Source organism: Treponema sp. (assembly GCF_052169735.1).
Classification (GTDB): Bacteria; Spirochaetota; Spirochaetia; order Treponematales; family Treponemataceae; genus Treponema.
The window spans coordinates 1-16,015 of record NZ_JBQNBW010000061.1 but is presented as its reverse complement, the minus strand read 5'-3'; the positions used below and the strand labels follow the sequence as shown (position 1 = coordinate 16,015).

Sequence of the window (16,015 nt, the reverse complement as noted above, 5' to 3'; positions counted from 1 at the left end):
GGTAAATCCCGATGGCTTACCTCCACTGGTATACAGGAAAACAGCAGCTAAAAAAGATGCTGCTTAAATACATTTGGGATGTTTAGGCACTGCACTACTATTGACTATTCCAAGGAGCTCTATATGAAATCAATTATTCTTGCCGGCGGTTCCGGCACTCGTTTATATCCGCTTACGCGGGCTGTTTCCAAGCAAATATTACCGCTTTATGATAAACCGATGATTTACTATCCGTTATCTGTATTGATGCTTGCAGGAATTCGTGAAGTTCTCATTATTTCTACGCCGCGGGATATTGCTCTCTTTAAGGAATTATTTGGAACCGGTGAGTGGCTTGGTATGCGTTTTGAATATGCAGTCCAAGATAAGCCGCGCGGTCTTGCTGATGCTTTTATTGTTGGTGAGAAATTTATCGGCAATGATCCATGTGCGTTAGTGCTTGGTGACAACATTTTTTACGGTCGTGGTTTTTCTGCAACCTTAGCTGAGGGAGTGCATACAATAGAGCAGAATAATGGTGCTGTTATTTTCGGTTATTATGTAAAAGATCCAACCGCTTACGGTGTAGTGGAGTTTGATCAAGACGGCAGGGTCATTTCAATAGAAGAAAAACCGCAGTGCCCTAAATCGCACTATGCCGTGCCGGGCTTATATTTTTATGATAATAATGTTGTGCAGATTGCAAAAAATGTACAGCCTTCCGCCCGCGGTGAAATTGAAATTACTTCGGTGAATAATGCCTATCTTGCTGCCGGAAAATTAAAAGTTGAAAAACTGGGGCGAGGAATGGCATGGCTTGATACCGGCAGTTATGACGGTTTATTGGAGGCATCCAATTTTATTGCGACTATTCAAAAACGTCAGGGAATGTATGTGTCGTGTATTGAAGAAATTGCATACTTAAAACGATGGATAACCAAGGAACAGCTTTTAAAACTTGCTGAAGGATATAAAACCGAGTACGGACAATACTTACAGTATATTGCGGAGAACTATTAATGCCTTTTACCATTGCACAATGTCCTATTAAAAGGATATTGTAAAAAAGGAAGCTGGAAAATCTAATTTTGTGAGATTACAATGAATAACAGTCATGGAAAAAAGCTCCCGATAGGAATACACACATTCTCTGAAATTATTACCGATAATTATGTCTATGTCGATAAAACAAAGGAAGCGTATCAATTACTGAATACCTATAAGTATGTTTTTTTATCACGTCCGCGCCGGTTCGGTAAAAGCCTTTTTTTAACAACCCTGCAAGCGATTTTTGAAGGGAAGAAGGAGCTTTTTAAGAATTTATATATTTACGATAAATATGATTTTGAAGCTCATCCCGTGATTAGGATTCATTGGGGCGGTGATTTTACATCGGAAGTTAATTTTCAAAGTGAAGTACAATCAGTACTAAGCTGGAATGCTGAATGTCTTGGTGTAACACTTGATAAAGACCTAGAGCTTTCCTCTCAGTTTGATTCACTTATCAAAGAAACCTATAAAAAGTACCCCAAGCGTGTGGTTATTTTAATAGATGAATACGATAAACCAATATTGGACAATATTGCGGATCCGGCAATGCGCAATTATGCGCGGGATATGCTGAAAGGATTGTATGAGCATATCAAATACAACGATGAATATGTACAGTTTGCGTTCCTTACGGGGGTGAGTAAATTTTCAAAGGTGAGTATTTTTTCCGGACTGAATAATATCGTCGATATATCGCTGTACCCTCAATACGGAAATATTTGCGGGTACACGCAAGCCGATCTTGAAACAAGTTTTCAGCCCTATCTGGAAGGCGTTGACATGGAAAAAGTGAAGCACTGGTATGACGGCTATAATTTTTTAAAAGATAATGTGTACAATCCTTTTGATATTCTTAATTTCTGTGCAAGCGGGCATTCATATAGAAATTATTGGTTTGAATCCGGTACACCAACTTTTTTGATAAAACTAATACAGAAAAAGCAGTTTTTCCTCCCCGATTTACAGAATATAAAAGTTGGAGAGGAAATTCTGCAATCTTTTGATATAGATAATATTGAGCTGCCGGTATTGCTGTATCAAGCGGGGTATCTTACAATTAAAGAAGCCGTAACAGTAAGAGACGGACTGTATTATCAGCTACGGATTCCCAATTTTGAAGTACAAAAATCTTTAAACGAAGCAATTCTGAATACGGTAACGCCGTCGGTTGTTGAAAAAACAAAGATGCAAGATAATCTCTATGCTGTATTGGAACAGGCAGATTTAGAAACCTTTAAAAATTATCTGACACGTATTTTTGCAAATATTCCCTATCATAATTACTCAAATAATTATATTGCACAGTATGAAGGTTTTTATGCAAGTATAATTTATACCTATCTTTACAGTCTAAATATGCCATTTGCTGCAGAAGACTGTACCAATCAGGGGCGTATTGATATGAGTATTATGATTGAAGATAATGTCTATATTATTGAGTTTAAAATGGGAACAGGAGATGGCATTGCACAAATAATGGAGAAAAAATATTGTGAAAAATACCAAAAGCAAGGTAAAAATATTTATGCGATAGGTATTAATTTTGATAAAGAAAAAAGAAATATAAGCGAATTTAACTATATTAAAATTTAAGATTTTAAGGATGCTCTATAATAGTCTTGTACGGCAGAAATATTATTAAAAAATTACACAGGAGAATTATTAATGCCTTTTACCATTGTACAATGTCCTATTGCCGGACTTTACGAAATTCAGCCGAAAGTTTTTTCTGATAACCGCGGCTATTTTTTTGAAAGTTGGTCGCAACGAGATTTTGCTGCTGCCGGCATTGCTTATCATTTTGTGCAGGATAATCAGTCAAAGTCTTCCAAAGGAGTGCTGCGCGGGTTACATTTTCAAAAGAATCATCCGCAAGGAAAATTAGTACGGGTGTTAAGCGGAGAAGTATTCGATGTTGCTGTTGACATTCGAAAGGAGTCTGCTACTTATGGGAAATGGTATGGAGTTATCCTCTCAGCAGAACGGCAAAATCAGTTTTTTATTTCTCCCGGATTTGCCCATGGCTTTTTAGTGTTAAGTGATGAAGCTATTTTTGCATATAAATGTACGGACTTTTATCATCCCGAAGATGAAGGCGGCATTATGTGGAACGATCCCGCAATCGGTATTGACTGGCCGAAGTTAGATGTTCCGTATATTTTCTCCGAAAAGGATACAAAGTATCCTGCTTTTGCTATAAACTAGTTGCACGAGGTTACTGATGGTTTGGCTTATAGGTTCTAAGGGGATGCTTGCAAGTGAAATTGCAGCACAACTTAACCAACATAATATACAATGGATCGGTTCGGATAGGGAAGTTGATATTACCGATAAGGCTGCTGTGGAAGCGTTTATACAGCAAAATTTTTCTTCCGGTTCTTTGCAGTGGATTATTAATTGTGCTGCTTACACTGCTGTAGATAAGGCGGAAGATGACCATGCAATGGCTCAAAAACTGAATGCGGATGCACTTATCAATATTTGCACGGCTACAAAGCACTATGGTGCAACGCTTATTCATTTCTCTACGGATTATGTGTTCGATGGCTCTTCTTCTATTCCATACATAGAAACTGATAGCACAAATCCGCAGAGCGTATACGGGCGTACAAAATTGCAAGGTGAACAGAATATTATTGAGCTATTGCCTGAACATTATATTATCCGTACTGCATGGCTCTATGGTAAAAGCGGTAATAATTTTGTTTCTACGATGCTTCGCTTGATGAATGAGAAAGATAATCTTAAAGTGGTAAATGATCAGAGAGGCTCCCCGACTTATGCGATCGATTTGGCAAAGGCTGTATTACAGATTATTCAGCTGGATAATCATCGGTATGGCATCTATCATTACTCAAATGAAGGAAATATAACTTGGTACGATTTTGCCTGTGAAATTTACCGGCAGGGAAAAAGAATGGGGCTTATCAAAAAAGATTGCTCGATTGAACCGTGTACCAGCAGTGAATTTCCGCAAAAAGCTCACCGTCCGTCTTTTTCATTGCTCAATAAGCAAAAAATGAAAGAAACATTTCCTCTTTCTATTCCTCAATGGGATGAAAGCCTTACCTCATATCTTAAAGGAGTTACTCAAAATGCGCAGTTTTAAAAATGTTCTTATTACAGGCGGTGCCGGTTTTATCGGTTCCAATTTTATCCGTACCTTATTAAAAAAAGACTCTTCATTTACAGGACGCATTATCAATCTTGATGCATTAACTTATGCCGGTAATGCGGCCAGTCTTTCTGATATAGAAGCTGAATTCGGCGGAAGTGCTGCTGATGTGCGATATGTCTTTATTCATGGTAATATTTGCGATAAAGAGCTTGTCGCAAATATTTTTGAAAAATATGGTATTGATTCTGTAGTACACTTTGCAGCGGAAAGCCATGTAGACCGATCTATTTTGGGTCCGGAAGTTTTTTTACAGACAAACATACTCGGTACTTTCACACTGTTGGAGGCAGCAAAAAAGGCATGGCAAAAGCGCGATGGTTCCATGAGGGATGATGTGCTGTTCCACCATATAAGTACCGATGAAGTATACGGATCGCTTGGAGCGGAAGGCTATTTTCAAGAAACTACGCCCTATGATCCCCGCTCCCCTTATTCCGCAAGCAAGGCGTCAAGCGATCATTTGGTAAAGGCGTATTTTCATACATACGGGCTGCCTATTACTGTGTCTAATTGCTCAAACAATTACGGACCGTTTCAGTTCCCGGAAAAGCTTATTCCGCTGATGATTTTAAATATGGTGGATGGGAAACCGCTTCCGGTATATGGCGACGGTATGCAGATACGCGACTGGATTCACGTTGAAGATCATAACCGTGCTGTGCAGCTTATTATGCAAAAGGGTAGAGTAGGTGAAACCTATAATATCGGCGGTGAAAATGAATGGGAAAATATTAAACTGTTACACAAGTTGATAGATATTGTTTCTCAAAAAGCGGGTCTCAATATAGAAAAGATTAGGGCTCTTATCACTCACGTAACCGATCGTCTCGGGCATGACCGTCGCTATGCCATCGATTGTACAAAGCTTAAAACGGAGCTGGGTTGGGAGCGTATGTTTGATTTTGAAACAGGACTTGCTCATACTGTTGACTGGTATTTACAAAATAATGCTTGGATAGAAAATGTCCGTTCCGGCGAATATCGTAACTGGATTGAAAAGAATTATAGTAAACGGTAAGATAGCTATAATTGAACGGTACAGGGGTTGGGGCTTTTAAAAATTCACCGGATCGGCTCAGCTTTAAGGAGAATGTAGTGGAACATGATATAAATGATGATTCTGAGGAAATATCTTTACTAGATTTAGCTGCTGTACTATGGCATTGGAAATGGCTAATTATAGGGCTAACAGCGGTAATCTCCATAGCTGCATTTACCTATTGTTTCATTGGTAAAGTGATGCCGCCGGAAGACTCTTTTATGCCGGATGTATATACCAGTATTGCGTTTATGCGGATACAGGAAAAAGGTTCTACGGGCAGTGGGGCTTTATCCGCGCTCTTACAGCAGGGGGGGGGCGGTGCCCTGTCTGGTTTGAGTGGTGCGGGAAGCGGCGGGAATAGTTTTCAACAGCTAGCACTCTATATAGCCGGTAGTACTTCGTTTCTTGATGCTGTTGCAGATGAATTTAATATACGTGAAAAGTATAAGATTATACACTTCCCAAAGACGGAAGCTCGTAAAGTTGTTAAGGCATTAGTAAAGGCAAAGATAGATGATAAAAGCGGGATATTTTCTTTAGCTGCTACGCATATTGAGCCTGAATTTGCACAGAAAGTTGTTCTTTTTGCTGTGCAGTATTACGAAAAACGTTTTGCAGAGCTTGGTTTAAATAAAAAGGTGCGCGAAAAAGAAAATTTAGAGAAAAGCTTGGATCAGTCATTTAATGAAATAAAGCGGCTAGAGCAGGAGTCATCTGTTTTAGACTATAAAATTGCTCAGTCTGGAGGAATGAGAGGAGTTGCTCTTACAATGGAGCAACTCAAGCGGGCGATTGCTGTTCAAGAGAAGATATACGATCAATTAAAAGCACAATATGAATTATTAAAGGTAGAAATGGCAAGTGAAAGTCCTATGTTTCAGATATTGGATATGCCGGAAATACCGGAAAAAAAATCCGGTCCGTCGCGTGCAAAAATATGCATTATTGCATTTGCAGGGGGGCTGTTTTTGTCTATTTTTCTTGCATTCTTTTTGAATGCTGTACAGGAAATACGGCGAGATATTACAGCCATGGCAAAGTTCTTGCAAAAAAAGGAAGCACTGCATGAAGTATAAACTCATTTTATTCGTCTATGTGTGTTTTATTGCAGCTTTCCCTTTATTTGCGGATTCAAGCTCGACAATTGATGCGCCGACAAAACAGCGGGCTCAGCAAGCGATGGCAAATCCCGATTACCGCGTTTTGCCGGGAGATATTTATCATCTGGGATATACAGCTGGGCAAACAGCAGTGCAATACGATATTGTTGTAGATGCAAGTGGTATAATCCGTGTGTCAAATCTAGGGGTGGTGAATACCAATGGTAAAACATTTATGACTGTTAAAAAACAGGTTGAAACGCTTATTTCGCAAAATTATCCGCTGGGTGCAGTGCAATTTGTACTTGCCAGTCCTAGTTCTTTTAGTGTAATTGTAAAAGGAGAAGTTTCTAAAACAACTGAAGTAAAAGCATGGGGGCTGATGCGGGCTTCTCAGGTGATCAATGGATTGTTAACAAATTTTGCTTCAAACCGTTATATTTCTATTACGGGAATTTCAGGAAAAACAATTGAGTATGATTTGTTTAAAGCTATTCGGGATGGAGATTTACGGCAAGATCCGTATGTGTCGCCTGGTGATGTTATTACTATTCCGCGTGTTAAGCGGCGTGTTACCCTTTCAGGATCGGTTGAGCGGCCCGGCGTATATGAAATGGATGATAATGAAACACTGAATACTCTTATCGAACGTTACGGTAATGGCTTCACTGTAGGTGAAGGTGTTGATAAAGCGCAAGTAAAAATTGTGCGCATAAAGGATGATGGCACTGCAATTCCCGATACTTTTTTTGTTGATATGGACAAAGAGGCCGAAACATTTTCTGTACTGCATAAAGATACGGTGTATGTGGAAAAACGGCAAATTTTACAGACAAATATATATATTGAACTACCTGCTACAGCCTCCGGTTCCGGACAGCCGTTAGGAAAAACTAAAGTTATATCCATTGCATTTGTGCCGGGTGATGATTTTGTGTCACTGATACGTCAGAATATGCAGCTTTTTACTGCAGCTGTTACAGCTGATACTAGTAGTGCTTATATTTTTCGGCAAGGGAAACAGTTGCCTATCAGCTTAAATAAGGTTTTGTTCGATGCTGCGTATAATGAAAATATTCCTATAGAACCCGGGGATAGGCTTATTGTTCCCGAAATAGAACAAACTGTAACTGTAAACGGGGCTGTAATGCGCCCCGGCGCATATCCTTATACACCGGGACGTAAAAGCGATTTCTATATTGCCCTTGCCGGCGGTTTTGACTATCAGCGTAATTCCGGGGGAGCTATTACTATCACGGATGTATATGGGAATAAACTTGGAAAAAACGATATAGTTGGTCCAAATACGATTATATCGGCACGCACTAACGCATTTATGTATAATTTCAATATCTATATGCCGCTTATCACTGTAACGGCAACGATTCTTGGTATTATCACCTCTATTTTAGCTCTCACAAAGCGATAACTCTAGAGGACCTCTAAAAAATTCAATTTTTAGAGGTCCTCTGTATTTTGTGGTTTTGAGGCTTTTATGATTCTGTTCATTTCTTTCCTTATTATTCTCGCAATGCTGTCAACCAAGATCAGTGATAAGTTTGGGCTGCCGCTTCTTATCGGCTTTATTCTGATCGGTGTACTGGTTGGTAGTGATGTGCTTAATCTGTTTTATTTTGATAACGCCTTGCTTACTAAGCAGATTGCAGATATTCTTTTGATATTTATTATTTTTGACGGCGGTTTTTGTATCACAAAAGAAACATTTAATCGGGTTGCCGGTCCTTCAATGACGCTGGCTACCTTCGGTGTTGCAGTAACCTCTGTAGTTCTCGGCTTTTGTATTCACTTCTTACTCAAATTTGATTTAACCTATTCAATGCTGATTTCTTCCATTATTTCTTCAACTGATGCTGCCGGGGTCTTTATGATTACAAAATCGAACCCGATTAAAGATAAACTCGCAGCAACGCTCAATGTTGAATCCGCAGCAAACGACCCAATGGCAATTTTGCTTACGCTGACGTTTGTGCATATTGCAAAGGGGGCGTTTCAAATCCCCGGGTTGGCTGTTGCGCAGCTGATCTGGCAATTTGCCGGTGGTATTTTTATCGGCTTTATCGCATTTAAAATATCCGTATCCTTATTTAATCGGCTCGAATCGGATAATAGAGGTAACTATAATGTATTGATGCTCGGTTGTATTCTCTTAGCTTATGGCGGTGCAGAATTATTACAGGCAAACGGTATTATTGCCGTGTTCTTTATGGGATACTGGATCGGTAACACCGCCTTTCCCGCAAAGCGCAGTGTCGGCAACTTCCTTGAAAGTATTTCAACTATCTTTAACATCACGCTCTTTATTATGCTTGGTCTTTTGTCATTCCCGCATCGGTTTGTCCATATTTGGAAAGAAGCGCTCATCATTGTCGCTGTGATGATGTTTGTTGCCCGTCCTATTGCCGTACTGCTTTCTGTGATTCCGTTTCAGTATACCCGAAAGGAAAAATTCTTCATTATGTGGGGCGGTATAAAGGGCGCTGTTCCCATTGTACTTGCTACCTATCCGCTTGCAAACGGATTGGACGAAAACGGTTTCATCTTTGATACTATTTTCTTTGCGGTTATCCTTTCCTGTATTATTCAGGGAACTACCCTCGCACCGCTTGCCCGTTTGCTCAAATTTACCGACCCCAAAAAACCGGGTTCACTGTATGCTGTAGAGTTGTACTCGCTTAAAGCAAGTGATATAGATATTTTTGACGTTTATATCGAAGATTATGCCGCAAGCATCGGCAAAAAAATTCTTGAGCTTAATTTAGATAAGGACACACTGATTAGTTCTATTGTACGTGACGGCAAAATTATCTTCCCAAAAGGTGATACCATTATAGAAAAACACGATATTCTCTATGTACTTGCCCATTCGGCGAAGATAAAAAGCATTACCGCACAGCTGAATGAACAAGAAGCATAATAGAAGGAAGCTCAAGTTTTTAGAAGTTCCTTTTCGATTCTAAAATGAGGATCATCAAAGGTATCTAAATTACGAATATTGCAGGGAATTAATGAACTAGAGGCACCTTCATTATGTCTATACTCAAATATGTAAATATGTTGAATATATGTATGAACGAGAAAAACTAAACCGAGCATTGTTGATAAACGGTGACAGCTTTCGCAGAATGAAAGAAATGCCTGAAGCTTCGGTAGACCTTATTCTCTGTGATCCTCCCTATAATTTGTCTGAATATTCGACGGGGAATATGAAGTTTGAATGGCGCGCAGAAATAAATAACGATGTCGCAAAATGGGATTTACTTCCATTTCATCCCTCAAGATTAGTCGATGATTTTAAGCGTATTCTAAAACCGACCGGAAATATTTTCATATTTACAAGCTATAATTTAATCGGAAAATATCATGAAGTCTTTGATCCGGTATTCGATACATTTCAGTTTATGGTATGGCATAAAAAAAATCCCGTACCGAATATCAGAAAGTCATCGTTTTTGAATAGCTGTGAATTAATTGTGTGTTTATGGAATAAGGGACATACATGGAATTTTTCAGCACAAAACGAAATGCATAATTTTATCGAAACGCCGATTTGTATGGGGAAAGAAAGAATAAAGGAGCCAAAGCATCCTGCACAGAAACCGCTTGCTGTCTTAGAACATATTATTAGAATCGCTTCAAATGAGGGGGATATTGTATTCGATCCGTTTATGGGGGTTGGCTCTACCGGTCATGCTGCTTTAAATCTTTCACGTAAATTTATCGGTATGGAAATTGACCCTGTATATTATCAAGCTACTGTGAAACGGTTTGAGCAATTATCCCAAGCATGTCATAACACCTCAGATGTAGAAGATGGCACGAAGAATACAATATCCTATGCACAAAATATAGACTCTATCAGTTTTTAGGGTAGGGTTGTAGATTTGTGCTGAGTAACCCCGCTTTTTGTTTGATGGTGAGAACTCGCAGTACTGCTTCATCCAGCTGCTTTGCGAACTCGGTGTCGGAGCGGGCTTTTTCTGCAATAGCGGAAATAAGCGGATACACTGCGGGGAGGCTGCTCATCACCATATCGCAGCCGGCAGCGATCGCACGCACGGCATTTTCTGCGGGTGTTGCTCCATTCTGCCGCAGTGCCTGCATCGCAATGTCATCGGTAATAATGAGTCCGGAAAATCCGAGTTCATTTCTTAAAAGTGAAATACCTTTTGCAGAAAAGCAAAACGGTACCGCTTCTACTGCGGGTACGGTGATATGGGAAACAAGAACTGCTGCAGCTCCTGCTTTGATCGACGGGATAAAACTTGCACAATACTGAGTGCGGAATGTTTCATAGTCGGTCTCCAAGATCGCTGCCCCTTTATGCAAGTCTGCGGCACCGTTACCGGGAAAGTGCTTGACTGTTGCGCATATTCCTGCATCCTGCATTCCGCGTACAGCAGCTGCCGCGTATTGGGCTGCTGTTTCAGGTTTATCGCTGTATGTCCGTGATCCGAGCGCTGCTTGGTTTTGTGCTGTTCGGGCTTCTGCAACCGGTGCAAGGTTGAGCTGTAGTCCCAGCTCCTTCATTTGCTGTCCGACCCGGCGGTATAATGCTTCGGTTTCTTCTACGGAAAGATGTTGTCCGATTTCTTCAGCAGCGGGGAGGGGAGCGGTGATGCGGCGGGTGCGGTATACCGAGCCGCCTTCATTATCGAGCGCGTAGATCGGAGGCAGGAAGGTATACTTTGCAGCGTGTGCAGCAGCTTCCCACTGTTGATTTGCCGATGCCAAAAATGAACGCACCTCTTGCGCTGTTTCTGCAATATTATAGCCAAAGAGGATAATTGCACCGGGAACGGTGCCCTTAAATGCAGCAATACTTGCGGCATCTGCCTTTGTCCGCCCTGCAATATTCACCATTAAGACCTGTGCAGCTTTTTCTTCAAGGGTAAGCTGTGTGGCAATAGCACGGAGGCTGCTGCCGGTTTGACCTGCTGCAGAGCCGTCGCTTGTGTGTATTACCGCAGTGCTGGATTGTGCGGGAGTATTGCCGGTATAGGCTACGGAAGACGGTATACGCATTGCAGAAAAGCCTTGCGCACATAACAGTTGAAGACTGAAAATAACAGCAGCTGCAAGGAGCTGTTTCTTGTGTGATAATTGGATCATAAAATGTAGCGAGTGATAGTGCAGGGGAGCGGAGCGGTAAACCGAAAATACGAACATAGCAATCAACGGGAAACGGGCATGTCTCAAAAGTTGGTTACTTTTTCGAAATCCCCATTTCCCGTAATCGGGTATATACTAGACCTGTTCAGAAACTCAAGTTTCCGAATAGGTTTACTGTGTCCGCTTACCCCCTAGTGGGAGTCGTTACTGGATTTCTGCGAGTAAGTCGCCTTCTCCAACCTGTGTGCCGACTGCTGCGGTAAAGTGAACCGTACCGGCTGCCGGAGCATTGATTTCCAGTTCCATCTTCATCGATTCGAGCATGATAACGGTTTGTCCTTCACTGACCTTTGCGCCTTCTGCAACGGTGTAGCGGAGGAGGGTACCGGTTACCGGTGCGAGCAGTTTTGCTCCGCTGCCGCTTGCTGCAGGTGCCGCAGCCGGTTTCGGCGTTGCTGTCGGTTGGGCTTTTGGTGCTGCTGGGGCGGGAGTTGCACTACCGGCGGCATCTTTTACGGTAACCGAATAGGCGGTACCGTTTACCGTGAATGTTCCGTTGGAAGAAGACACGGCATAATCAGTTCCATTGACGGTTACGGTATAGGAACCGCTGCTCTTGCGTGCTTCCGGTTTCTTTTCTGCTGCTGGAGCAGTGAACACAACCGGTCCTTTTGAGCGTTCTTTAAAGAACTTAGGAGCAACCTTCGGGAACATTGCGTAGGTAAGAATATCTTCGATGGAATTGCCCGCTCCGTTTTCTTTTGCTTCAACCTTAATTTTATCCAACTCATTCGGGATAAAGTCGGCAGGACGGGCTGTTACGGGAGCTTCAGCCTTTGCTTCTGCTAAGGCTGTTTTTACCAGTTCTTCGTTGCACGGTGCCGGCGTTTTTCCATACCGTCCGATAAGCAGGTCGCGTGTTTCCGCTGTCAGTTTCTTATAGCGTCCAAAGAGTACGTTAAATACCGACTGTGTTCCAACAATCTGGCTGGTCGGGGTAACAAGCGGGATATAACCGCAATCTTTCTGCACAATCGGGATTTCTTTTAGTACTGCGTCGATCTTATCGGATGCTTTTAAGTCGCGGAGCTGATTTTCAAGGTTGGAAAGCATACCACCCGGTACCTGCGATACCAGAATACGGGTATCAGCACCGAGAAAGCTGGATTCAAACTGAGCATAGTGCTTGCGTACTTCACGGAAATAAGCGGCAATCTCTAACAGCAACTTTATATCCAATTCCGTGTCCATATCGGTACCGCGGAAAATTTCTACCATTGTTTCAGTCGGGCTGTGAGAAGTTCCCATAGACATCGATGAGATAGCGGTGTCCAAAATATCTGCACCGGCTTCAGCAGCTTTCAGCAGTGTTGCAACGGACAATCCGGTTGTCGCATGGGTATGGATATTGATAGGAATGTTGGTTTTTTTCTTAATAGCAGTTATCAAATCGAATGCTTCAAACGGCTTTAAAAGACCTGACATATCTTTAATACAGATAGAATCTGCACCGAACTCAGTATAGGTTTTTGCAAGCTCAGCATAGTTTTCTATCGTATGGTAGGGTGTCGTTGCATAAGAGATAGCCATTTGTACATGCTTGCCCGTTTTCTTGGCAGCATCTGCAGCACGTTTTAAGTTGCGGGGATCATTTAGAGCATCAAAGATACGGAATACCCCGACTCCGTTATCGGCAGCAGTTTTCACAAAGGCATCGACAACATCATCGGCGTAGTGCCGGTACCCAAGCAAATTCTGACCGCGCAGCAGCATCATAATGGGGGTATTCGGTAATGCCTTATGCAATGAACGCAACCGCTCCCATGGGTCTTCATTTAAAAAGCGGATACACGAGTCAAATGTTGCTCCTCCCCATGCTTCCAAACTCCAATATCCAACGCTGTCCAGCTTGCTGCAAATCGGCAGCATATCAGCTGTTGTCATACGTGTTGCATGCAAAGACTGATGTGCGTCCCGCAACACTAAATCGGAAATCCGAACCTTTTTCGCCATAATTACTCCTCTATAATGAGCATCCGTTTTGATTCTCGCTTACGGTGTTTTGAACTTTATTCTATAATGATATTGCTTATTTGAGCTTTATGCAAGGCGTTGTGAACGTTTACATCTTCGTTTATACATTGCAAGAGGTATTACTCCAAAAAGCAGCGATGTTCCGGTTGCAGCTGAAACTCGATCTTTTCTGATGTGCATGTTCTCTTATCGAAAAAGATAGTTTACGAAGGTACATTTATTAGCAATGGTATCTTATGCCGATGCCGAGAGTTCATACAGTATGAAATAAAGCGCTGTACCCCGATGCTTTACGTCGGGGTGTTGATTTGCGTTTATGTTTTGAATTTAGCGACTTCACTTACCAAGCTCTTAATACTCTGTTTATTCTTTTGCGTAATTTCATTGACTTCTTGTACGCCATTGTTAATCTGTACCGCTCCTGCAGCCATTTCGTTCATACTTTCTGTGATAATGCGGGTAAGATTATCCAGTTTTTGCATCTCTTCCGCAACGCTCTCTCCTCCTTTCAGCATTTCCTCGGAACCGGCCTGTACTTCTATTGTTACCGTGTTTATACTCTTAATGGCTGTCAGTACTTCCTTACTACCGTTTTCCTGTTCCCGCATTGCTTCCGTGAGCCGGGCGCTCATTTCTTTAACTTGCTCAGCAAGGCTGAATATTGCATTGAATTTCGCTTCTACCGTTTTAGAAGAAGCAGAAAGCGTTTCAATTTCTCCGCTCAATGTTTTCAGTGTTGCCGTAATCGTCTTACCCTGTGTTGCAGAATCCTCTGCCAGCTTTCTAATTTCGTCCGCAACCACAGCAAAGCCCTTACCAGCCTCCCCTGCGTGAGCTGCTTCTATCGCTGCATTCATCGCTAAAAGGTTAGTCTGCGAGGCAATATGCTGAATAACACTGCTCGCTTCTATCAGCGAACCTGATTCTTCGGCAATCTTCTGCGTTACGGTATTAGTAGTTACAAGCGTTGCTTTACCGTCGCCGGTCGCTGTTGTAAGACTTTTGACTACCTCATCGGTTTTGCCGAGTGTTTGTCCGATAGAAGCAATATTCGCAACCATTTCTTCTACAGAAGATGAAGACTGTGCGACACTTGCCGCCTGTGTTTCGATACTGGTATTCAACTGCTTAATGGTGCGGACAATCTCTTCAACAGTCGCAGCGGTTTCGGTAACACTGGCAGCTTGAGTGAGCGCCTGCTGCTTAATCCCGTCGATATTTGCACTGATTTGATTTACTGCACTTGCTGTTTCAGTCATATTGGACGCAAGCTCATTACCGATTTCTTCCATTGTTTTTGAATTTTTTCCAACCGCTTGTATTGAAGCTCCGATTTTAGCGATAGTCTCGTTAAAGTATTCGGATAAATCCGTAACCTCATCATTACCGTGTATCGGTAAACGTACCGTTAAATCTCCTTCGCCTTCGGCAATATTCCGCAATGCAAAAACGGCTTTTTGTACTGGTTTTACCATTGCTCGGGCAATAAAGAAAATAATTGCAAGCGCAATAACTAAAATAATTGTACCGATACCGATCATAGAACTACGCAGCGCATTCACCGTTCCCATAAACTCATCTTGCGGCACGGTGATAACAACAGTCCAATCGGTAGCTTTTATTTTAGCATACGAAGCAATGTTTCTAGTGCCGTTATACATATAAGTCCCAACTTCACTTTCATCAGAATCAATAGCATGTTGTGCAAATAGACCTAAAGATACAAGACTTTTGTCTGTTTTTGATTTTTCTATCATGTTCAGTCTATTTTTTACTGCGTCAAAATTTTTATGAGCAATAGCTACCCCCGTTGCATCGAGTATATAACAGTAACCGTTTTTCCCTACAACAATGTCGTTAATTTGATTTGTATACCATAATCCGTCCATATCAGCAATAAGAACTCCAATAACGTGTTTGGAATCATCATACACAGGAACTGCAATATCGGCAACGAACGAATTTCCGGTTCTTTCATCGATATAGGGCGCTCCGCAAAATCGTTTTCCCTGCATACCGTCTATAAACCATTGCTCATGTGCACAAGAAGGTGTTGAGCCGTCTAAGAATTGAATAATCCCGTTTTCATCAGTTATATACAAAGCGCATAAGACTGTGTTGAATTGACTTTCTTGAGCAAGCATTTGCATTTTTTCCATATATGAAATATTCGGATCTCGCAAAAACGGCATCCGGGCAATACCTTCGAGAAATTGCCAAAATGCGGTGATGCGTCCGTCAATAATTTCTGCTGTATCTGCCGCTTTGTCGATTAGATGAGCTTCTACTTTTTCAGTTACGGCTTTGTGAGCGGTTCTGACTGCAAGCAAACCTTGAATAGTTGAAGCAAGAGCAATCAATAACCCGAAGATAAGAATCAGTTTGAAGCGAAGAGAAAAACGCTTTTTCATTAAAAAACTCCTGTATATTATGTAGGGGGATTTTTTTCTTTTTTTTCGATAAAAAGAAAAAAATTCCCCTACGACCATCGCCCAAGAATTG

At 41.6% G+C, this 16,015-nt stretch carries 12 protein-coding genes; 9 read left to right on the top strand and 3 right to left on the bottom strand.

Annotation, left to right across the window (positions count from 1 at the left end; all coding sequences use genetic code 11):
• Positions 1–123: 123 nt before the first annotated feature.
• From rfbA to ACTTJ8_RS09595, 9 genes are all read left to right on the top strand, one after another.
• Positions 124–999 carry a glucose-1-phosphate thymidylyltransferase RfbA gene (rfbA, locus tag ACTTJ8_RS09635; protein WP_442721059.1) on the top strand — a complete coding sequence of 292 codons (876 nt, stop codon included), beginning with the start codon at positions 124–126 and terminating at the stop codon, positions 997–999.
• An 81-nt stretch (positions 1,000–1,080) separates the two neighbouring features.
• Entirely contained in the window at positions 1,081–2,622 is a 1,542-nt protein-coding gene (locus tag ACTTJ8_RS09630) for an ATP-binding protein (RefSeq protein WP_442721058.1), read from the top strand.
• A 72-nt stretch (positions 2,623–2,694) separates the two neighbouring features.
• A complete protein-coding gene (gene rfbC / locus ACTTJ8_RS09625) occupies positions 2,695–3,234 on the top strand; it encodes a dTDP-4-dehydrorhamnose 3,5-epimerase (protein WP_442721057.1) in 540 nt (179 codons plus the stop codon).
• Positions 3,235–3,250: 16 nt separating this feature from the next.
• Positions 3,251–4,138, top strand: coding sequence for a dTDP-4-dehydrorhamnose reductase (rfbD, locus tag ACTTJ8_RS09620; protein WP_442721056.1), 888 nt, complete (start codon positions 3,251–3,253; stop codon positions 4,136–4,138).
• The gene (gene rfbB, locus ACTTJ8_RS09615; protein ID WP_442721055.1) at positions 4,125–5,225 is read left to right on the top strand and encodes a dTDP-glucose 4,6-dehydratase; all 1,101 of its coding nucleotides are present in this window, start codon (positions 4,125–4,127) and stop codon (positions 5,223–5,225) included. The genes rfbD and rfbB overlap by 14 nt, the downstream gene beginning before the upstream one ends.
• Positions 5,226–5,302: 77 nt before the next feature.
• Positions 5,303–6,325 (top strand): GNVR domain-containing protein, encoded by a 1,023-nt coding sequence (locus tag ACTTJ8_RS09610; RefSeq protein ID WP_442721054.1) that lies wholly within the window; start codon positions 5,303–5,305, stop codon positions 6,323–6,325.
• Positions 6,315–7,778 carry a polysaccharide biosynthesis/export family protein gene (locus ACTTJ8_RS09605; protein WP_442716430.1) on the top strand — a complete coding sequence of 488 codons (1,464 nt, stop codon included), beginning with the start codon at positions 6,315–6,317 and terminating at the stop codon, positions 7,776–7,778. Before ACTTJ8_RS09610 ends, ACTTJ8_RS09605 begins: the two co-directional genes overlap by 11 nt.
• 66 nt (positions 7,779–7,844) lie before the next feature.
• Positions 7,845–9,284: a potassium/proton antiporter gene (locus tag ACTTJ8_RS09600; RefSeq protein ID WP_442716429.1), complete on the top strand. Its 1,440-nt coding sequence runs from the start codon at positions 7,845–7,847 to the stop codon at positions 9,282–9,284.
• A 148-nt stretch (positions 9,285–9,432) separates the two neighbouring features.
• Positions 9,433–10,236: a DNA-methyltransferase gene (locus tag ACTTJ8_RS09595; protein WP_442721053.1), complete on the top strand. Its 804-nt coding sequence runs from the start codon at positions 9,433–9,435 to the stop codon at positions 10,234–10,236.
• Here the strand turns inward: ACTTJ8_RS09595 and ACTTJ8_RS09590 are convergent.
• The 3 genes from ACTTJ8_RS09590 to ACTTJ8_RS09580 form a co-directional block, all read right to left on the bottom strand.
• Entirely contained in the window at positions 10,226–11,479 is a 1,254-nt protein-coding gene (locus ACTTJ8_RS09590; RefSeq protein ID WP_442721052.1) for a glycoside hydrolase family 3 N-terminal domain-containing protein, read from the bottom strand. The two genes, ACTTJ8_RS09595 and ACTTJ8_RS09590, sit on opposite strands and share 11 nt — an antisense overlap.
• 204 nt (positions 11,480–11,683) lie before the next feature.
• Positions 11,684–13,492, bottom strand: coding sequence for a sodium-extruding oxaloacetate decarboxylase subunit alpha (gene oadA, locus ACTTJ8_RS09585; RefSeq protein ID WP_442721051.1), 1,809 nt, complete (start codon positions 13,490–13,492; stop codon positions 11,684–11,686).
• A gap of 335 nt (positions 13,493–13,827) precedes the next feature.
• Positions 13,828–15,924: a methyl-accepting chemotaxis protein gene (locus ACTTJ8_RS09580; RefSeq protein ID WP_442721050.1), complete on the bottom strand. Its 2,097-nt coding sequence runs from the start codon at positions 15,922–15,924 to the stop codon at positions 13,828–13,830.
• Positions 15,925–16,015 lie beyond the last annotated feature (91 nt).